The 14,983-nt window shown below is 70.7% G+C and carries 15 protein-coding genes; 5 read left to right on the forward strand and 10 right to left on the reverse strand.

Going from position 1 to position 14,983, the window contains the following annotated elements; translation table 11 throughout:
* Positions 1 to 64 precede the first annotated feature (64 nt).
* Positions 65 to 649, reverse strand: a complete 585-nt coding sequence (locus PIR02_07045; GenBank protein WZH38418.1) for a nitroreductase family protein — start codon at positions 647 to 649, stop codon at positions 65 to 67.
* Positions 650 to 794: 145 nt separating this feature from the next.
* Entirely contained in the window at positions 795 to 2,156 is a 1,362-nt protein-coding gene (locus PIR02_07050) for a glucose-6-phosphate dehydrogenase (GenBank protein ID WZH38419.1), read from the reverse strand.
* 102 nt (positions 2,157 to 2,258) lie between these two features.
* On the opposite strand from PIR02_07050, the gene PIR02_07055 reads away from it, so the two are divergent.
* From PIR02_07055 to PIR02_07065, 3 genes are all read left to right on the forward strand, one after another.
* On the forward strand, positions 2,259 to 4,031 hold the full coding sequence (locus PIR02_07055) for a glycoside hydrolase family 15 protein (protein WZH38420.1): 1,773 nt from the start codon (positions 2,259 to 2,261) through the stop codon (positions 4,029 to 4,031).
* A gap of 208 nt (positions 4,032 to 4,239) precedes the next feature.
* Complete coding sequence (locus PIR02_07060; protein ID WZH38421.1) at positions 4,240 to 4,938, forward strand: hypothetical protein; 699 nt, start codon at positions 4,240 to 4,242, stop codon at positions 4,936 to 4,938.
* A 14-nt stretch (positions 4,939 to 4,952) separates the two neighbouring features.
* The gene (locus PIR02_07065) at positions 4,953 to 5,333 is read left to right on the forward strand and encodes a VOC family protein (protein ID WZH38422.1); all 381 of its coding nucleotides are present in this window, start codon (positions 4,953 to 4,955) and stop codon (positions 5,331 to 5,333) included.
* Between the two features lie 7 nt (positions 5,334 to 5,340).
* Here PIR02_07065 and PIR02_07070 read toward each other — a convergent pair whose 3' ends face one another.
* The 5 genes from PIR02_07070 to PIR02_07090 form a co-directional block, all read right to left on the reverse strand.
* Positions 5,341 to 6,498, reverse strand: a complete 1,158-nt coding sequence (locus tag PIR02_07070; protein WZH38423.1) for a hypothetical protein — start codon at positions 6,496 to 6,498, stop codon at positions 5,341 to 5,343.
* A 98-nt stretch (positions 6,499 to 6,596) separates the two neighbouring features.
* Positions 6,597 to 7,709, reverse strand: a complete 1,113-nt coding sequence (locus tag PIR02_07075; protein WZH38424.1) for an ABC transporter permease — start codon at positions 7,707 to 7,709, stop codon at positions 6,597 to 6,599.
* A complete protein-coding gene (locus tag PIR02_07080; protein ID WZH39091.1) occupies positions 7,706 to 8,590 on the reverse strand; it encodes an ATP-binding cassette domain-containing protein in 885 nt (294 codons plus the stop codon). Before PIR02_07080 ends, PIR02_07075 begins: the two co-directional genes overlap by 4 nt.
* A gap of 235 nt (positions 8,591 to 8,825) precedes the next feature.
* Entirely contained in the window at positions 8,826 to 9,491 is a 666-nt protein-coding gene (locus PIR02_07085; GenBank protein WZH38425.1) for a response regulator transcription factor, read from the reverse strand.
* Positions 9,484 to 10,743 (reverse strand): sensor histidine kinase, encoded by a 1,260-nt coding sequence (locus tag PIR02_07090; GenBank protein ID WZH38426.1) that lies wholly within the window; start codon positions 10,741 to 10,743, stop codon positions 9,484 to 9,486. The genes PIR02_07085 and PIR02_07090 overlap by 8 nt, the downstream gene beginning before the upstream one ends.
* 143 nt (positions 10,744 to 10,886) lie before the next feature.
* Here PIR02_07090 and PIR02_07095 point away from each other — a divergent pair, with 143 nt between their 5' ends.
* Together PIR02_07095 and PIR02_07100 are read left to right on the forward strand one after the other, a co-directional pair.
* Positions 10,887 to 11,459 carry an NAD(P)H-dependent oxidoreductase gene (locus PIR02_07095; protein WZH38427.1) on the forward strand — a complete coding sequence of 191 codons (573 nt, stop codon included), beginning with the start codon at positions 10,887 to 10,889 and terminating at the stop codon, positions 11,457 to 11,459.
* Positions 11,460 to 11,600: 141 nt separating this feature from the next.
* Entirely contained in the window at positions 11,601 to 11,870 is a 270-nt protein-coding gene (locus PIR02_07100; protein ID WZH38428.1) for a hypothetical protein, read from the forward strand.
* Here PIR02_07100 and PIR02_07105 read toward each other — a convergent pair.
* From PIR02_07105 to PIR02_07115, 3 genes are all read right to left on the reverse strand, one after another.
* Positions 11,867 to 13,102: an RNA polymerase sigma factor gene (locus PIR02_07105; protein ID WZH38429.1), complete on the reverse strand. Its 1,236-nt coding sequence runs from the start codon at positions 13,100 to 13,102 to the stop codon at positions 11,867 to 11,869. The two genes, PIR02_07100 and PIR02_07105, sit on opposite strands and share 4 nt — an antisense overlap.
* A 6-nt stretch (positions 13,103 to 13,108) precedes the next feature.
* The gene (locus PIR02_07110) at positions 13,109 to 13,534 is read right to left on the reverse strand and encodes a YciI family protein (GenBank protein WZH38430.1); all 426 of its coding nucleotides are present in this window, start codon (positions 13,532 to 13,534) and stop codon (positions 13,109 to 13,111) included.
* 285 nt (positions 13,535 to 13,819) lie between these two features.
* The gene (locus tag PIR02_07115; protein WZH38431.1) at positions 13,820 to 14,665 is read right to left on the reverse strand and encodes an exodeoxyribonuclease III; all 846 of its coding nucleotides are present in this window, start codon (positions 14,663 to 14,665) and stop codon (positions 13,820 to 13,822) included.
* Positions 14,666 to 14,983: the final 318 nt, after the last annotated feature.

Raw genomic sequence — 14,983 nt, forward strand, 5'->3', positions numbered from 1 at the left:
GAGACGCACTGCATCAGCGCGTGTCTCGCTCGAAACGGCGTTTCGCGGGAGCGACTCCGCGCGTTTACTCGTCGACGAGAAGCGACTCCGCGACCGTGCGGCGCTCGCGCGGAGCGAGCTCACGCTGGCGCAGGCCCTCTTCGGCGGCTTCCACGTCGCCGAGGGTGCCGACGGCGATGACGGTGACCGGCACGAAGCGGGGCTCGATGCCGAACGCGGCGCGCAGGTCGTCGGCGACGAAGCCGCCCATCTGGTGCGTGGCGAGACCGCCGGCGTGCGCCTGCACGGTGAAGTGCGCGACGGCCTGTCCGGTGTCGTACAGCGCCCAGGTGCGATCCTCGCCGTCCTCGGTCCGGGTCTCGGCGAGCGCGACGATCAGGGCGCCGGCGTTCGGGGCCCAGGCCTGGTTGAAGCCCATGAGCGCCGAGACCACGCGGCTGAACGCCTCAGAGCCGCGACGGGCGACGATGAAGCGCCAGGGCTGGAAATTCATGCCCGACGGCGCCCAGCGCGCCGCCTCGAGGGCCGAGCGCAGGGCTTCCTCGTCGATGGGGGTTTCAGGATCGAAGACGCGGGTGCTCCAGCGCTCGGCGAGGACGTCGAGGATGGGCGCGTCGGTACGGGCGGTGCGATCGAGAACGAGAGACATGGGTCCTCCTGAGAACGAAAACTGAGCCGGGACGCCGTTGACCCGATCCAGTGAACGCCATTTCCCCGCCGGATGTTCCCGTGTGACGGCGCGCGTCATCGACCTCATAGGGAGGTTTCAGGATGCCGCGCCCCGCCGCGGCGTCTCAGCCCTGCCAGGAGGCTGGTCCGGCGCTTCCCGCGGCGTACTCGTCGAGGGGCACCTCGTTCTCGCGCCACGCGTCGATCACCGGCTGGACGATCCGCCAGCACTGCTCGGCCGCGTCGCCGCGTACGGCGAGCATGGCGTCGCCGTCGAGGATGCCGGAGAGCACCTCGCCGTACGCCTTGAGCGCGCCCTCGCCGAGGTCGGCGGCGAGCGTCACCCGCTCGAGTTCGAGCGGGTCGTCGGCGCCGTTGACGTTGAGCTCGAGGCTCATCGTGTCGGGGCCGAGCGAGAAGACCAGCTTCGACGGCTCGCTCTCGCCCACGAAGCCGCCGGGCAGGTGCCGCACGGGCTTGAAAGTGACCGTGACCGCCGGGTCTCCGGCATCCAGAGCCTTCCCCGACCGCAGGGTGATCGGCACCCCCTGCCACCGGGCCGTGCGCACCTCGACGGTCATCTCGGCGAGCGTCTCGGTCTGGCGCGAGGGGTCGACGCCGGGCTCGTCGACGTACGACACGAAGTGCCGATCGCCCACTTCGCCGGCGGTGTAGCGGGCACGGCGGGAGTTGGTCACGGGGTCGTCATCGAGGACGTGCGTGGCGCGCAGCACCGCCGACGTCGCGTCGCGCAGGTCGAGCTGGTCGAGCGAGGAGGGCGGTTCCATCGTGACGAAGGCCATGACCTGCAGCAGGTGGCTCTGGATCATGTCGACCAGGGCACCCGCGGCGTCGTAGTAGCCCGCGCGGCCCTCGAGGCCGAGCTTCTCGGGGAAGTCCACCGTGATGGCGGCGATGTCGTCGGCCGACCAGACGCTCTCGACGAGGCGGTTCGCGAAGCGGACGCCGAGCAGGTTCAGCACGGTCGAGCGACCGAGGAAGTGGTCGATGCGGAAGACCTGGTCCTCGGGAACGAGGGTGGCCAGCTGCTGGTTGAGCTTGTGCGCGCTCGCCTCGTCGGTGCCGAAGGGCTTCTCGAGGGCGAGGATCGTGCCCGCCGGGATGGTCACGTCGCCGAGCGCGATGCAGGACTTCTCAGTGACCGCCGGCGGAACGGCGAAGTACAGCGCGGGGCGTCCCTCCGCCGCGTCGAGGAGCTTCTGCAGGTCGGCGGCCTTCGTGATGTCGGCCTGCGAGTAGGTCGTCGCTGCTACCTGGTCGAAGGCTGACTCGGCATCCATCGTCTGGAAGGCCTTGTGCACGACTTCGCGCCAGTGCTCATCGGTCCAGTCGTCCATGCCGGCGCCGTGCAGTCGCACCGACCGGCCGGGCTCGCGCGCGAGCAGTTGACCGAGCGCCGGGAGGAGCAGTCGGGAGGTGAGGTCGCCCGAGGCGCCCAGGATGATCAGGGTCGTGTCCGCCGCCATGCCGCTCACTGTAGCGACCCCCTCCGACGTCACCGTGCCCTTGCGGTGGACCGCTCAGGAGGTGCATAGGTCGGAGCCGGTGTTTGCTGCCATGATCCGAGGGTGACGACTCCGATCGAGGACTACGCCGTCCTCAGCAACTGCCGCTCCGCCGCGCTCGTCTCCCGCGAGGGGAGCATCGACTGGCTGTGTCTGCCCCGGTACGACAGCGGCTCGATGTTCGGCGCACTGCTCGGCGACGAGTCGCACGGTGCCTGGTCGCTGCGGCCGGCCGACGCCGATGCGCGTGCGACGCGTCGGTACGACGGCGACACCTTCGTGCTCGTGACCCGATGGGAGACGGCCACGGGCATCGCCGATGTCTACGACGCGATGCCGATCGACGAAGGCGTCGAGAGCGTCATCCGCCGCGTCGTCGGAGTGTCGGGGGAGGTCGACTTCGTCAGCGAGGTGCGTTTGCGCTTCGACTACGCCCGCGCCGTGCCGTGGGTTCAGCAGATCGGCCATGGCGGCGACCACGCGATCCTCGCCGTCGCCGGTCCCGATGCGGTCGTCATCCGTGGTCCCCGGCTCATCGCCGTCGACACCGCCCACAAGGGTCGCTGGACCACGGCTGCCGGGCAGAGCGTCGACTCGGTGCTGTCGTGGGGGCCCTCTTGGCGGGACGCTCCCGCCGCGTTCACCGTCGAGGCCGCTCTCGAACGCACCCGCGAGTGGTGGGCGGCCTGGGCCGACCGGGTCCAGTCCGCGGGCACCCACGCCGCGCTCGTCACGCGTTCGCTCATGGTGTTGCGCGCGCTCACCCATTCCGAGACCGGGGGAATCGTGGCGGCGGCCACGACGTCGCTCCCCGAGGCCTTCGGCGGGTCGCGCAACTGGGACTACCGCTACGTCTGGCTGCGCGACGCCGCGCTGACCCTCAGCGCGTACATCGATCACGGATACCTGGATGCCGCCCAGCACTGGCGCACCTGGTTGCTGCGGGCGATCGCGGGCGACCCCGCCGACGTGCAGATCATGTACGGGATCGCGGGCGAGCGCGATCTGCCCGAGCGGGAGATCACGAGCCTCCCGGGATACGGCGGCGCCGCGCCCGTGCGCATCGGCAACGGAGCCGTCACCCAGTATCAGGCCGACGTGATCGGCGAGGTCATGGTCGCTCTCGAAGCCGCCCGTCGCGCCGGCGTCGAGGAGACGACCTTCTCGTGGTCGCTGCAGCGGGCATTGTTGAACCAGCTCGCGGGAGAGGTCGACAAGCCCGACCTCGGCATCTGGGAGATGCGGGGCGACCCGCACTTCTTCACCCACTCCCGGGCCATGGTGTGGGCGGCGTTCGATCGCGGCATCCGGGCCGTGGAAGAGAGCGGGCACGACGGCGAGGTCGACACGTGGCGCACCCTGCGCGACAGGGTGCGCGCCGACATCGACGCGCGCGGCGTGCACGAGGGCGGCTGGTTCACGCAGCACTTCGGCACCGACGAGGTCGATGCGTCGCTGCTGGTGCTTCCGCAGGTCGGCTTCTGCGCGTACGACGACCCGCGCATGCTCGCCACCGTCGCCCGGATGGAAGAGACGCTCATGCCCGACGGGTGGCTGCTGCGTTATCGCACGACCGGCGTCGATGGGCTGAGCGGCGACGAGCATCCGTTCCTCGCCTGCTCGTTCTGGCTGGTCGGACAGTACGCGCACAGCGGCCGACGCGAGGAGGCCGTGGCGTTGATGAGGCGTCTCACCGCGGTGGCGAACGACCTCGGTCTGCTCTCGGAGGAGTACGACCCGACCTCGAAGCGGCAGGCGGGCAACACCCCGCAGGCGCTGTCGCACCTCGCCCTGGTGGGCGCGGCCGATGCCCTGGATGCCACGGCCCGACGCTGAGGTGCCGTCTGAGGGCCCACTGCCTCTGCACCGTCATGCGGAGTTCGTCGCCGGCTCGCCGGGACGTCGGCATCCGGAACCGGCGTGTCACCCACGGAGTCCGCCCGACGGGCCACGCGGCTCGACGGTCGAGTCCGAGGCCGCCCGCTCTCACACCGCCTCCGCCTGCGCCGCCCTCGACCCCGCGGCGCGGGCCTAGAGTCGTCGCATGGACGACGACGTCGAGCTGCGCCGCCTGCGCGAGCAGGTCTACGGCGTCGACGGGGCCCGGGCGACCCCGGCCATGGTCGACCGCCTCGCGGAGCTCGAGGAACGCGCCCGCGGCGCCGCGGCGGAGCCGTCCGAGGAGTCCTCGCCGGATCCCTCGACAAGAGCGACTCCGGATGCCGAGCCCCCGGTGCCCGCCGAGGAGACGATCGCGCGCGACCCCCGCCGTTCGCTCGTGCGCGGGACGCTCACCGCGCTCGCGGCCCTCGCCCTCGTCGGCATCGGCGACGCGATCGGGTCGGGGCTGTCGGCGGTTCCCTCGACGGCGGCGACGGCCGACCCCGCGACCGCGAGCCTTCCCGAGCTCATGTTCCCCCAGACCGTGGAGGACGTCATCTCGGCCGAGATCCTGCGCGACAGCGGCATCGACCCCGCGAGCACGCGCTACATCGCCACGGTGAGCGATTTCCGTATCTACCTGGCCCAGCCCGACGACGGCGACGGTCGGTGCATCGCGACCTTCACCTCGACCGACAACGACCCCTGGTCCGCGGGGTGCGCGAGCGGCGCGCAGATCGGCGCCGCCGTCTTCGGTATCGACCGGAGACTCACCGTCGCGATCGGCGAACCGGTGTCGTCGGGGGTCGATGGCATCCCGATCCGTCTATCCGACAGCGTCACGGCGTTCGTGGCGCGCTGAGCGAAGGAGATTCCATGTTCGATCCCTCCGGCGCCTTTCCGGGGTTCGCCGTCGACGACCTCGAGGCCGCCCATCGGTTCTACGCCGACACCCTCGGTCTCACGGTGAAGGTCGTCGGGGCGACAGGCTTCCTCTCCCTCCGGCTCGGCTCGGGGGGAACCGTGCTCGTCTATGGCAAGCCGCATCACCAGCCCGCGTCGTTCACCGTGCTGAACTTCCCCGTCGCCGACGTCGAGGCCGCCGTCGACGACCTCCGCTCCCGCGGCGTCGAGACGAAGATCTACGACGACGCCGACTTCCCCACGGATTCGCGGGGCATCATGCGCGAGGGCGGACCGCTCATCGCGTGGTTCCGCGACCCTGCCGGGAACGTCCTCGCCGTTCTCGAGGAATGACCGCGCGTCAGCCGCGAGCCTGCAGATCCGTGCCGGTCGCGTCGAGGCGGAACGACGCGTCGCGGTAGTCGTCGCGCAGACCGAAAGAGACCTCCGGCACTCCTACGTTGCGGATGAAGGTCGGGCTCTGCACGTCGTCGTCGGTCGCGCGCTGGATGAGAAGAGTCGCTCCGTCGGTGGGCAGGCCGCTCTGCGCCGAGGCGTCTTCGACGGTCGGCCAGAGGCGGTCGAGGGCCACATCCGACCACGAGAACTGCTCCGCGGGGAGTTCCGGCTGGCTGTGCGCCGGGCCGTCGTGCGTGACGCGCCCGCCGCGATACGTCCACTCGTCGGTCTCGACGGCCCCGGCGCGGATCGGGGCGTCGACGATGACGGCATCCGGGATCACGGTGATCGACACGATCCGGTCGTGGCCGATCTGCTCCTCGAGCGACCTCTCCGCGGTGCGGAGGGCGTCGGGGCGACGCATGTCGACGCTCCACCGCCCGTCGGCCCATGCGTCGATCGTCAGTCCGACCGCCTCACGGAACGGGAACACCACGGCGGCACCGGCGACGACCGCCACCACGGCGAACAGCGCCAGTCTGAGGGGGCGTCCGCGGCTGCCGATGCCGAGAAGGGGTCCTCGGCGTCGTCCCTTGTCGATCCGGGTTCCCGGCGGGATCGGACGCACCTCGACGTCGGAGCGCGGCGGTACCACCAGCAGCGCTGCTTCGGCGGGCGAGAGTTCCCCGTCGACGAACGCGATCTCGGGTTCGCCCTCGAGCAGGATCGCGACATCCCGCTCCATCCCGGCCTGGAAGACCGGCAGCTCGGTCAGGGGGATGACCGTGCGGAGGGTGGTCGCCCAGGCGTCTCCCGTGAGCGAGACGACCGTGACATCCAGGTCGCAGACCGGCTGATCGTTGATCTGCGTGCCGGTCTGGCGCAGCGCGTCGATGCGTGCCCGCCCCAGCCGCCGCGCGTCGCGCGCGTCGTTCACGGCGCCAGGCGATGGCACGGACGCGGCAAGGCTGCTCCCCAGCCGGCCGAGGGTGGCCGCGAGGACGAGGACGGTGAGGGCGATGCCGAAGACCGGCATCCCCGTGTCCGGATTTCCCAGCAGGGCGACGACGAGACCGCCGATCACCGCGCCCAACGACGCGAAGGCAAGAAGGCGAAGCACCGAGAGAGCCTAGTCGCCCCGGGTGAACACGACAGAGAAGGGGAGGGATGCCGAAGCCCTGGCATCCCTCCCCTCTCCCCCCTCGCGGAGAGCTGCCCTCAGCCCTTCAGCGCCTCCGCGAGCTTCACACGGGCGCCCATGCGCAAGAGCGAGTTGCGGTAGATCCGCGAGCCGATGCCGATGGCCGCGACGCACGAGGCGATCAGGATCACCAGCGAGAGCACGGGCTCCCACCACTGCGCGTCGCCGAGGTACATCCGCAACGGCATCCCCACGGGAGCCGAGAACGGCACGTACGACATGATCGTCAACACGACGGGATTGTCGTTGAAGAAGATCACGAGGAAGTACGGCGCCATGATCAGCATCGTGATCGGTGTGGTCGTGGCGCCGATGTCCTCCTGTCGCGAGACCATCGCCGCCGCTGCGGCGAACAGCGCCGCCAGCAGCACGAAGCCGAAGAGGAAGAAGATCGCGAACCACGCGATCGGGGCGCCGAGGGTGCTGAGCACCCCCGCCTGATCCGTCACGGCCAAGCCGATCACCGCGACGGCCGCGAGCAGCACGATCTGCGCCATCGCCAGCACGGTGTTGCCGAGCACCTTGCCCGCCAGGAGGGCGCGCACCGGGATCGCCGAGATGAGGATCTCGACCACGCGCGTCTGCTTCTCCTCGACCACGCTCTGCGCGATCGTGCCGCCGAACGTCGAGGCCGCGATGAGGAATACGAGACCGAAGCCGAGGGCGATGAAGTAGCGCAGCGCGCTCGCCGCGCCCGCGCCCGGCTCGAGCTCCTGCACGGACGGGGTCTCGCTGAGCATCTGCAGCAGCGTCGAAGGGACGCTGTCTTTCACCACGACGGTGTAGTCGAACGCGGCATCCGAAGATCCCGAGACCAGGGCGGCATCCACCGTCCCGTCTTCGACGAGGGCCGTGGCCGCCGCGTCGTCGTCGGCGACCGTGACCTCGAGACCCTCGACGTCGGCCACCGCGGACTGCGTCTGCGAGGTGACGGCGACGGGGATGCCACCACCGGAGAGGGTGTTCGCCGTGAAGCCGCCCCACAGCACCGAGGCGAGGGCGGCGAGCACGAGGATCGCGGTCGAGATGACGAACGCCTTGCTCCGCAGCTTCGAGCCGATCTCGCGTTCGGCGACGAGCCACACGCTCTGCAGGTCGCTCGGAGCCTTGTGGGCGGTCGAGGTGCTCACTGGATGACCTCCTTGAAGATCTCGGCCAGGGTCGGTCTCTGCGGGGCGAAGCTCACGACGTCGCCGCGCGACACCGCACCTCGCAGCACGCGCTGCGCGGTGTCGTCGTCGACGGCGTCGAAGAGGGCGTAGCCTCCGTCGAAGTCGAGCACCGTCACCCCGGGCTCGTCGCGCAACCATCCCGCGTCGCCGCGAGACACCAGCTCGTAGCGATGGGTGGCGTGCTGGGCGCGCAGGTCGTCGCGGGTGCCGGCGGCGCGGATCGTGCCCCCGGCGATGATGACGAGGTCGTCGCACAGCCGCTCGACGACGTCGAGCTGGTGCGACGAGAACAGCACGGCCGCCCCCGCCGCCGCCTTCTCCTGCAGCACGCCGGCGACGACGTCGACGGCGAGCGGGTCGAGGCCCGAGAACGGCTCGTCGAGGATGAGCACCTCGGGCTCGTGCACCAGGGATGCCGCGATCTGGGCCCGCTGCTGGTTGCCCAGCGAGAGCGTCTCGACGAGATCGCCGAGGCGCTCACCGAGTCCGAGCCGCTCGAGCAGCGCCGTCGCCTTCTCAGTCGCTTCGGCCTTGCCGAACCCGTGGAGGCGTGCGAGGTAGGCGATGTGCTCGGCGACCTTCATCTTCGGGTAGAGCCCGCGCTCCTCGGGCATGTAGCCGAAGCGGCGGCGGTCTTCCGTCGTGAGGGGGACCCCGTCGAGGGCCACCGTCCCGCCGTCGCGACCGAGCACCCCCAGCGCGATCCGCATGGTGGTGGTCTTCCCCGCGCCGTTGCCACCGACGAAGCCCGTCAGCCGCCCGGGGGCGACGGTGAAGCTCACGTCGTCGAGCACCCGGCGCCCGCCGTAGCTCTTGGTGATGCCGTCCAACTGGAGCACGGTGCATCCCTTCTTCTCGATGTTCTCCACGCTAGGGACGCCCGGGTCCGCGCACCTCCGCCGCCGGTGGGGTCGTGTGCTCCACCGTGCGGGGGAGGGCCCCGAGCGTCCCCCGAGGTCCTCGAGTTCGTCGAGGGGCGGGCTGCCCGGTGGCTTCGACGGGTTCAGCCACCTCGGTTCGCTGAGGATCGGGCTCGAGTGAGGTCCCCGAGCCTGTCGGAGGGACCGGTTGCCGTCAGGCCAGGCCGTGCCGGTGCGCGAGCACCACGGCCTGCACGCGATCGCGCGCCCCGAGCTTCTGCAGCACGTTCGACACGTGCGTCTTCACCGTCGCTTCGCCGATGAACAGGCGTGCGGCGATCTCGGCGTTGCTGAGCGCCTCGGCGACGAGCGTGAGAACCTCGGACTCCCGCTCCGTGAGCGGCTCCCCCAGGGGAAGGGGCGGAGGGACGGATCCCACGGGCCCGGGTGTGCCGACGGCGAAGCGCTCGATGACGCGGCGCGTGACCTCGGGTGCGAGCAGCGCGTCACCCGCCCCCACGATGCGCACCGCGGAGACGAGCTCTTCGGGCCCGGCGTTCTTGAGGAGGAACCCGCTCGCACCGGCCGACAGCGCCGCGAACAGGTAGTCGTCGCGGTCGAAGGTGGTGACGATGAGCACGGCCGCGTCGGAGTCGGGGTCGGCGGTGAGGCGGCGCGTCGCCTCGAGACCGTCCATGTCGGGCATCTGCACGTCCATGCAGATCACGTCGGGACGCAGGGCCTTCGCCGCGGTCAACGCGTCGATGCCCGACGACGCCTCCCCGACGACGGTGATGTCGTCTTCGAGCGACAGGATCGTGCGGAACCCCGCCCGCATCATCGCGTGGTCGTCGACCAAGAGGACGCGCAGGTCAGACACGGGTGGCCTCCTCGGCGGTGACGGGAACGCGGATGCGGACCAAGTACCCCCCGCGGGAGCGCGGGCCGATCTCGATCGTGCCGCCGGAGACCGCCGCGCGTTCGCGCATGCCCAATTGCCCGAGGCCCGGCGTGGTCGAGCCGCGTCGTCCGGTGTTCGCGATCTCGAGCTCGACGGCATCCGCGTCGAATCGCAGCCGCACGTCGGCGGTCGCCTCGGGTCCGCCGTGCCGGCGCGCATTCGTCAGGGCCTCTTGAGCGATGCGGTACAGGTTCACCTGCACGAGAGGCGGGGGATCGTGGGCCGGTTCGCCCACCACCGTGAACGTGGTGGGCAGGCCCGCGGCCGTGGCCTCGTCGACGAGCGCGGCGATCGACGTGAGCCCGTGCGTGGTCGGAGCGGTGTCGGGCTCGGCTTCGCTCCCGGGCGCGCGGAGCGTCTCGAGCAGGTGGCGTAGTTCGTGCAGAGACGTACGAGCCGAGGCTTCGACGCCCGACAGCACCTCGCGCGCCTTGTCGGGGTCGCGGGTCAGCAGGGACCGAGCGACGCCGGCCTGCACCCCCATGAGCGACACATGGTGCGCGACCACGTCGTGCAGCTCGCGCGCGATGCGCACACGGTCGAGGGCCACGGCCTGAGCCGCCGTGACCTCGCGTTCTGCCTCGAGCTCGGCCGTGCGCTCCTCGAGCGCGGCGCGCTCGCGCATCTGCTGGTAGGAGCGGTTGCCGAAGTAGTACGCGCCACCGAAGAACAGCGCGTTCACGCCGATCATCAGGAGTTGGTACGCGACGAAGGGAGAAAAGGCCCCGGCCCGCGAGAACGCGCCCTCGACGTTCGGGTCGATGGGCTGCGTGGCGTCTTGGAACATCACCACGAACAGCCAGGTGAACATGCCCACGATGATCGCGACCCGCACGATCGTGGCGCGTCGGCGGCTCGTCTCCCACGCGCCCACGGTGTACAGCGCGATGAACATCGCGATGTTGCCCGCATAGATCTCGGGGATACGCAGGGTCACGGCGAGGAAGTACGCGAACGACACGACGACGGCGGTGATGGAGGGCCAGCGTCGCCGGACGGCGAGGGGGATCGCGAGAATCAGGACGTAGCCCACGGCGAGGGCGAGAGAGGCCTGCTCGTCGCCGTACAGGCCCGAAACGGCCGAGAGCACCGCGCTGAGCAGTCCGCCGAGCAGCAGCACGACCGCGAGCACGATGTCGTTGCGCTGTTGGGCGGGGGTGAGCCGTGGCATTCCCCCACGCTACGGGGGACCTCCGGCACCTGCATCCCCCACGCGACGGAGTCAACCCGCGGGGGAATAGCCGCGCGTTCGCGATGCTTGCAGGTGAATGAACCAGGGCGCTCGGCGCCCCCGTCATCCCAGAGAGGATCACCGTGACCGACTACACGATCGGCTACATCGTCGGCAGCATCTCCAGCACCTCGATCAACCGCCGTCTGGCGAAGGCACTCGAGAAGGTGGCGCCCGAGGGCGTGACCCTCACGGAGATCCCGATCAAGGACCTCCCCTTCTACTCGCCGGACTACGACGGGAACTTCCCCGAGGTCGCGACGGACTTCAAGAAGGCGATCGAGGATGCCGACGGCGTCTTCATCGTGACCCCCGAGTACAGCCGCTCGATCCCCGGCGTGCTCAAGAACGCGCTCGACTGGTCGGCGCGCCCGTACGGCGAGGCCTCGTTCAACGACAAGCCCACCGCCGTCATCGGCACCTCCCAGGGCGGGATCGCGACCGCCGCGGGCCAGCAGCACCTGCGTTCGGTGCTCCTGCACTACAACGCCCTGGTCCTGGGCCAGCCCGAGGGCTACATCCAGTCCACTCCCGGTCTCTTCGAGGAAGACGGCACCGTGACCGACGAGGGCACCGCCGCGTTCCTCCGCTCGATCATCGAGGCGCTCGTGACGCTCATCCAGCGCACCGCTCCCGCCGAGGTCCCCTCGGTCTGACGCTCCCGCACGGCGGGGTCGGGGTTCGCCCCGGCCCCGCCGTCGCTCGTTCATCGGGCGGAGCCGCGTGCGTCGCGGTGGCGACGCCGCTGAGCCCCTGATGCCCGCCCTTCCTCGCCGAACGCGGCGTAGGGTGCGGTCATGGCATCCGTCGACGACCTCGCCCAGGCGCTCGTCGCCCGCGCGCGAGACCGCGGGCAGGCGGTCGTGCGGTGCGACGCGACGATCCCCGTCGACGAGGTGCGAGCGCGGGTGCGATCCCTGGCGAGGGATGCCGGGATGCCGGTGCGCACGGCGATGATCGACGACGTGCTGGCCGTCGCCCGCGTCGACGCTGAGCTGTGGTCGGACGGCACCCCCACCATGCGCGCCAAGCTGGCCGCCCCCGACGCGGTCGGGGAGGTCGGCTAGAGCGGCAGCGCGTCGGCCTTCCTCCGCAGCAGAGCCGCTTCGCGCTCGTTGCGGGTGAGCTCCGCCGCCGCGCGCAGCTCGGATCGCGCCTCGCTCGTGCGTCCCAGCCGCGACAGCAGCTCTCCGCGCACCGACGGGAGGAGGTGCGAGCCCCGCAGCGCCCCGGTCGCCGACAGCGCATCCACGAGAGCGAGTCCGTCGGCGGGCCCCGACGCCATCGACACCGCCACCGCGCGGTTCAGCTCCACGACGGGACTCGATGCCACGCGGCCGAGCATCCCGTAGAGCTGCACGATGGCGTCCCAATCGGTGTCGTCGACGCTCGCCGCGTCGGCGTGACACCGGGCGATCGCGGCCTGCAGCTGGTACGGCCCGCGCCCGCGCCCGAGGGCGTCGGCCCGATCGAGCAGGGAGCGACCGCGCGTGATCGCCGAACGGTCCCAGCGCCGACGGTCCTGGTCGGCGAGGAGCACGGCATCCCCGCTCGCATCGACGCGCGACGCGAAGCGCGAGGCCTGCAGCTCCATGAGCGCCGACAGCCCCAGCGCCTCGGGCTCGCGCGGCATCAGACGGTTCACCACGCGACCGAGTCGCACCGCTTCGTGCGCGAGCTCGGTGCGCAGCACGGCGTCGCCGCCGCTCGCGGCGTACCCCTCGGTGAAGATCAGGTAGATCACGCTGAGCACCGCGCCCCGTCGCGCCGGCCACTCCGCCGGCTCGGGCACCGCGAAAGGCACGCGTGCGGCCGTCAGCGCTCTCTTCGCGCGCACGATCCGCTGCTGCATCGTCGGCACGGGCACGAGGAAGAGCCGCGCGATCGCCTCGGTGTCGAGGCCTGCGACCACCTTCAGCGTCAGCGCCACCTGCGCCTCGCGCGGGAGCACGGGGTGGCACGCCGCGAACACCAGGCGCAGCACGTCGTCGTCGATCGGCTGCCACTCAGCATCCGAGATCTCGTCCAGGTCCGCGCCCATCAGTCGGTACTTCTCACTCAGGTTCCGCTCGCGCCTCCATCCGTCGATCGCCCGGCGCTTCGCGACGGCGGTGAGCCAGGCGCCCGGATTGTTCGGGATGCCGTCCCGAGGCCACTGCGAGAGCGCTTCGGCCACGGCATCCTGAGCCAGATCCTCGGCGGTCGCGAGGTCGCCGACCACGCGCGCGATCGTCGCGACGATCCGGGCGCCCTCGATGCGCCAGATCGCCGCGACGCGGCGCGCGACGTCGGTGGTCACGGGGGCTCAGCGGGAGGCCTGCTCCTCGCGCCAGCCCTCCTCCTTCTGGATGTACTCGTTGTCGGCGAACGCCGCGAAGTCGGTCTCGTCGGTCACGCGGCGCACCTCGAGCTTGTTGCCCGCGATGAGGGGAGCGCGGCGCGCCCACTCGATCGCCTCGTCGCGCGAGGACACCTCGATGATCCAGAAGCCGTTGAACAGCTCGTGCGTCTCGCCGTACGGGCCGTCGGTGACGACCGGCTCCTCCCCGCCGAACTCGACGACGAAGTTCTTGCTCGTGTCCTCGGCCAGGCCCTCGCCCGCGACGAGCACGCCGGCGTTGACCATGGATTCGTTGTACGCGCCCATCTCGTTGATGATCTGCTCGAACGGGATCTGCTTGTACGCCGCGTACGCCTCGTCGGTACCGCGCATGATCAGCATGAACTTCATCGTGAACTCTTCTCGTGGGTGCTCAGTCGAGCGATCGGAGGGGAGCGATTGCCTGCCCCTACTATCGCGTCGAACGGCGCCGTGCGGAATCGACAGGGGGCCGAGAAATTCTTTCGCGCACCACCGGGCGGTGTCGCAGATCCGGAGATCGGCCGCAGATCCGGATCTATGCGCACGATACGTCCGGATCCGTCGCCCGTTTCCGGATCCGGACGTCGGATGCCAGGCGTCGATACCGGGGCGGCCGCGAGCAGCTCCGCCTCGCGGGATGCCGCAACCCGGCGCTCAGCCGAAGATCATCGGCAGATCGTCGTCGTCTCCGGCATCCGTCAGGTCGAGGTCGGCGACGACGGGGACGTGGTCGCTGGGGACCTCACCCTTGCGTTCGTTGCGGTGGATCTCGGCGCCCTGAACCGCGTCGGCGAACGCGCGCGAGCCGAGGATGAAGTCGATGCGCAGGCCCTCGTTGCGGGGGAAACGCAGCTGCTTGTAGTCCCAGTAGGTGTAGCCGGTCGGGATCAGAGGACGCACGACGTCGGTCAGACCGGCCGCCTCGAACGCGGCGAAGGCCGCGCGCTCGGGCGGCGAGACGTGCGTGGTCGCCCCCTCGACGACGGTGGGGTCGCCGTTGTCGGCATCCGTCGGCGCGATGTTGAAGTCACCGGTCAGCGCGAGAGGCAGATCGGGGTCGCTCGACAGGGTATCTGCCGTGTACTGCCGCAGCTTCTCGAGCCAGTCGAGCTTGTAGACGTAGTGCGGGTCGTCGAGGCCGCGCCCGTTGGGCACATACAGGCTCCACACGCGCACGCCTCCGACGGTCGCGCCGATGGCGCGCGCCTCCTGCGGGAGGTCGGGGCCCTCTTTGCCCTTCTCGAATCCGGGCATGCCGGGGAAGCCGATCTCGACGTCCTCCAGCGGCTCACGGCTCGCGATCGCGACGCCGTTCCACTGGTTCAGTCCGTGCGCGGCGACGTGGTACCCCGCCTCTTCGAAGGCGGCGTACGGGAACTGCTCCGTCTTGCACTTGATCTCCTGCATCGCCAGCACGTCGATGTGCTCGCGCACGCAGAACTCGACGGTGCGGGTGACGCGGGCGCGGATGGAGTTCACGTTCCAGGTGGCCAGGCGCATGGCATCCAGCCTACTTTCGCCCGCCGACATCGCCGTCCGTCGTGGCGGCCCGGGCCCTCGTGCGGAGTTCGGCGTCGACACGCCGTTCCGACGTGGAGTTCACCGGCGTGTCCGGGCCGACTCCGCCTGGCGGCTCGGTGGCCCCCGACTCGGGCGGCGCGGGCGGCCGGGCGGCGCGGGCGGCCGGGCGGCGCGGGCGGCCCGGCGGCCCGGCTCGAACCCTCGAGCCGTCGTGCGGAGTCCGGCGGGAACATGCCGATTCGGCCTTCGCTCCACCGTCGTGTCGGCCGAGAACTCCGCACGACGGGCACAGGGATG

This window comes from Microbacterium enclense, assembly GCA_038182865.1.
In the GTDB taxonomy this organism is placed as follows: domain Bacteria; phylum Actinomycetota; class Actinomycetes; order Actinomycetales; family Microbacteriaceae; genus Microbacterium; species Microbacterium enclense_B.

Bases quoted from the DNA above. Each gene is read 5' to 3' on its own strand.
- PIR02_07045 (WZH38418.1), bottom strand. From the start codon at position 649: ATGTCTCTCGTTCTCGATCGCACCGCCCGTACCGACGCGCCCATCCTC.
- PIR02_07050 (WZH38419.1), bottom strand. From the start codon at position 2,156: ATGGCGGCGGACACGACCCTGATCATCCTGGGCGCCTCGGGCGACCTC.
- PIR02_07060 (WZH38421.1), top strand. From the start codon at position 4,240: ATGGACGACGACGTCGAGCTGCGCCGCCTGCGCGAGCAGGTCTACGGC.
- PIR02_07065 (WZH38422.1), top strand. From the start codon at position 4,953: ATGTTCGATCCCTCCGGCGCCTTTCCGGGGTTCGCCGTCGACGACCTC.
- PIR02_07090 (WZH38426.1), bottom strand. From the start codon at position 10,743: ATGCCACGGCTCACCCCCGCCCAACAGCGCAACGACATCGTGCTCGCG.
- PIR02_07100 (WZH38428.1), top strand. From the start codon at position 11,601: ATGGCATCCGTCGACGACCTCGCCCAGGCGCTCGTCGCCCGCGCGCGA.
- PIR02_07110 (WZH38430.1), bottom strand. From the start codon at position 13,534: ATGAAGTTCATGCTGATCATGCGCGGTACCGACGAGGCGTACGCGGCG.
- PIR02_07115 (WZH38431.1), bottom strand. From the start codon at position 14,665: ATGCGCCTGGCCACCTGGAACGTGAACTCCATCCGCGCCCGCGTCACC.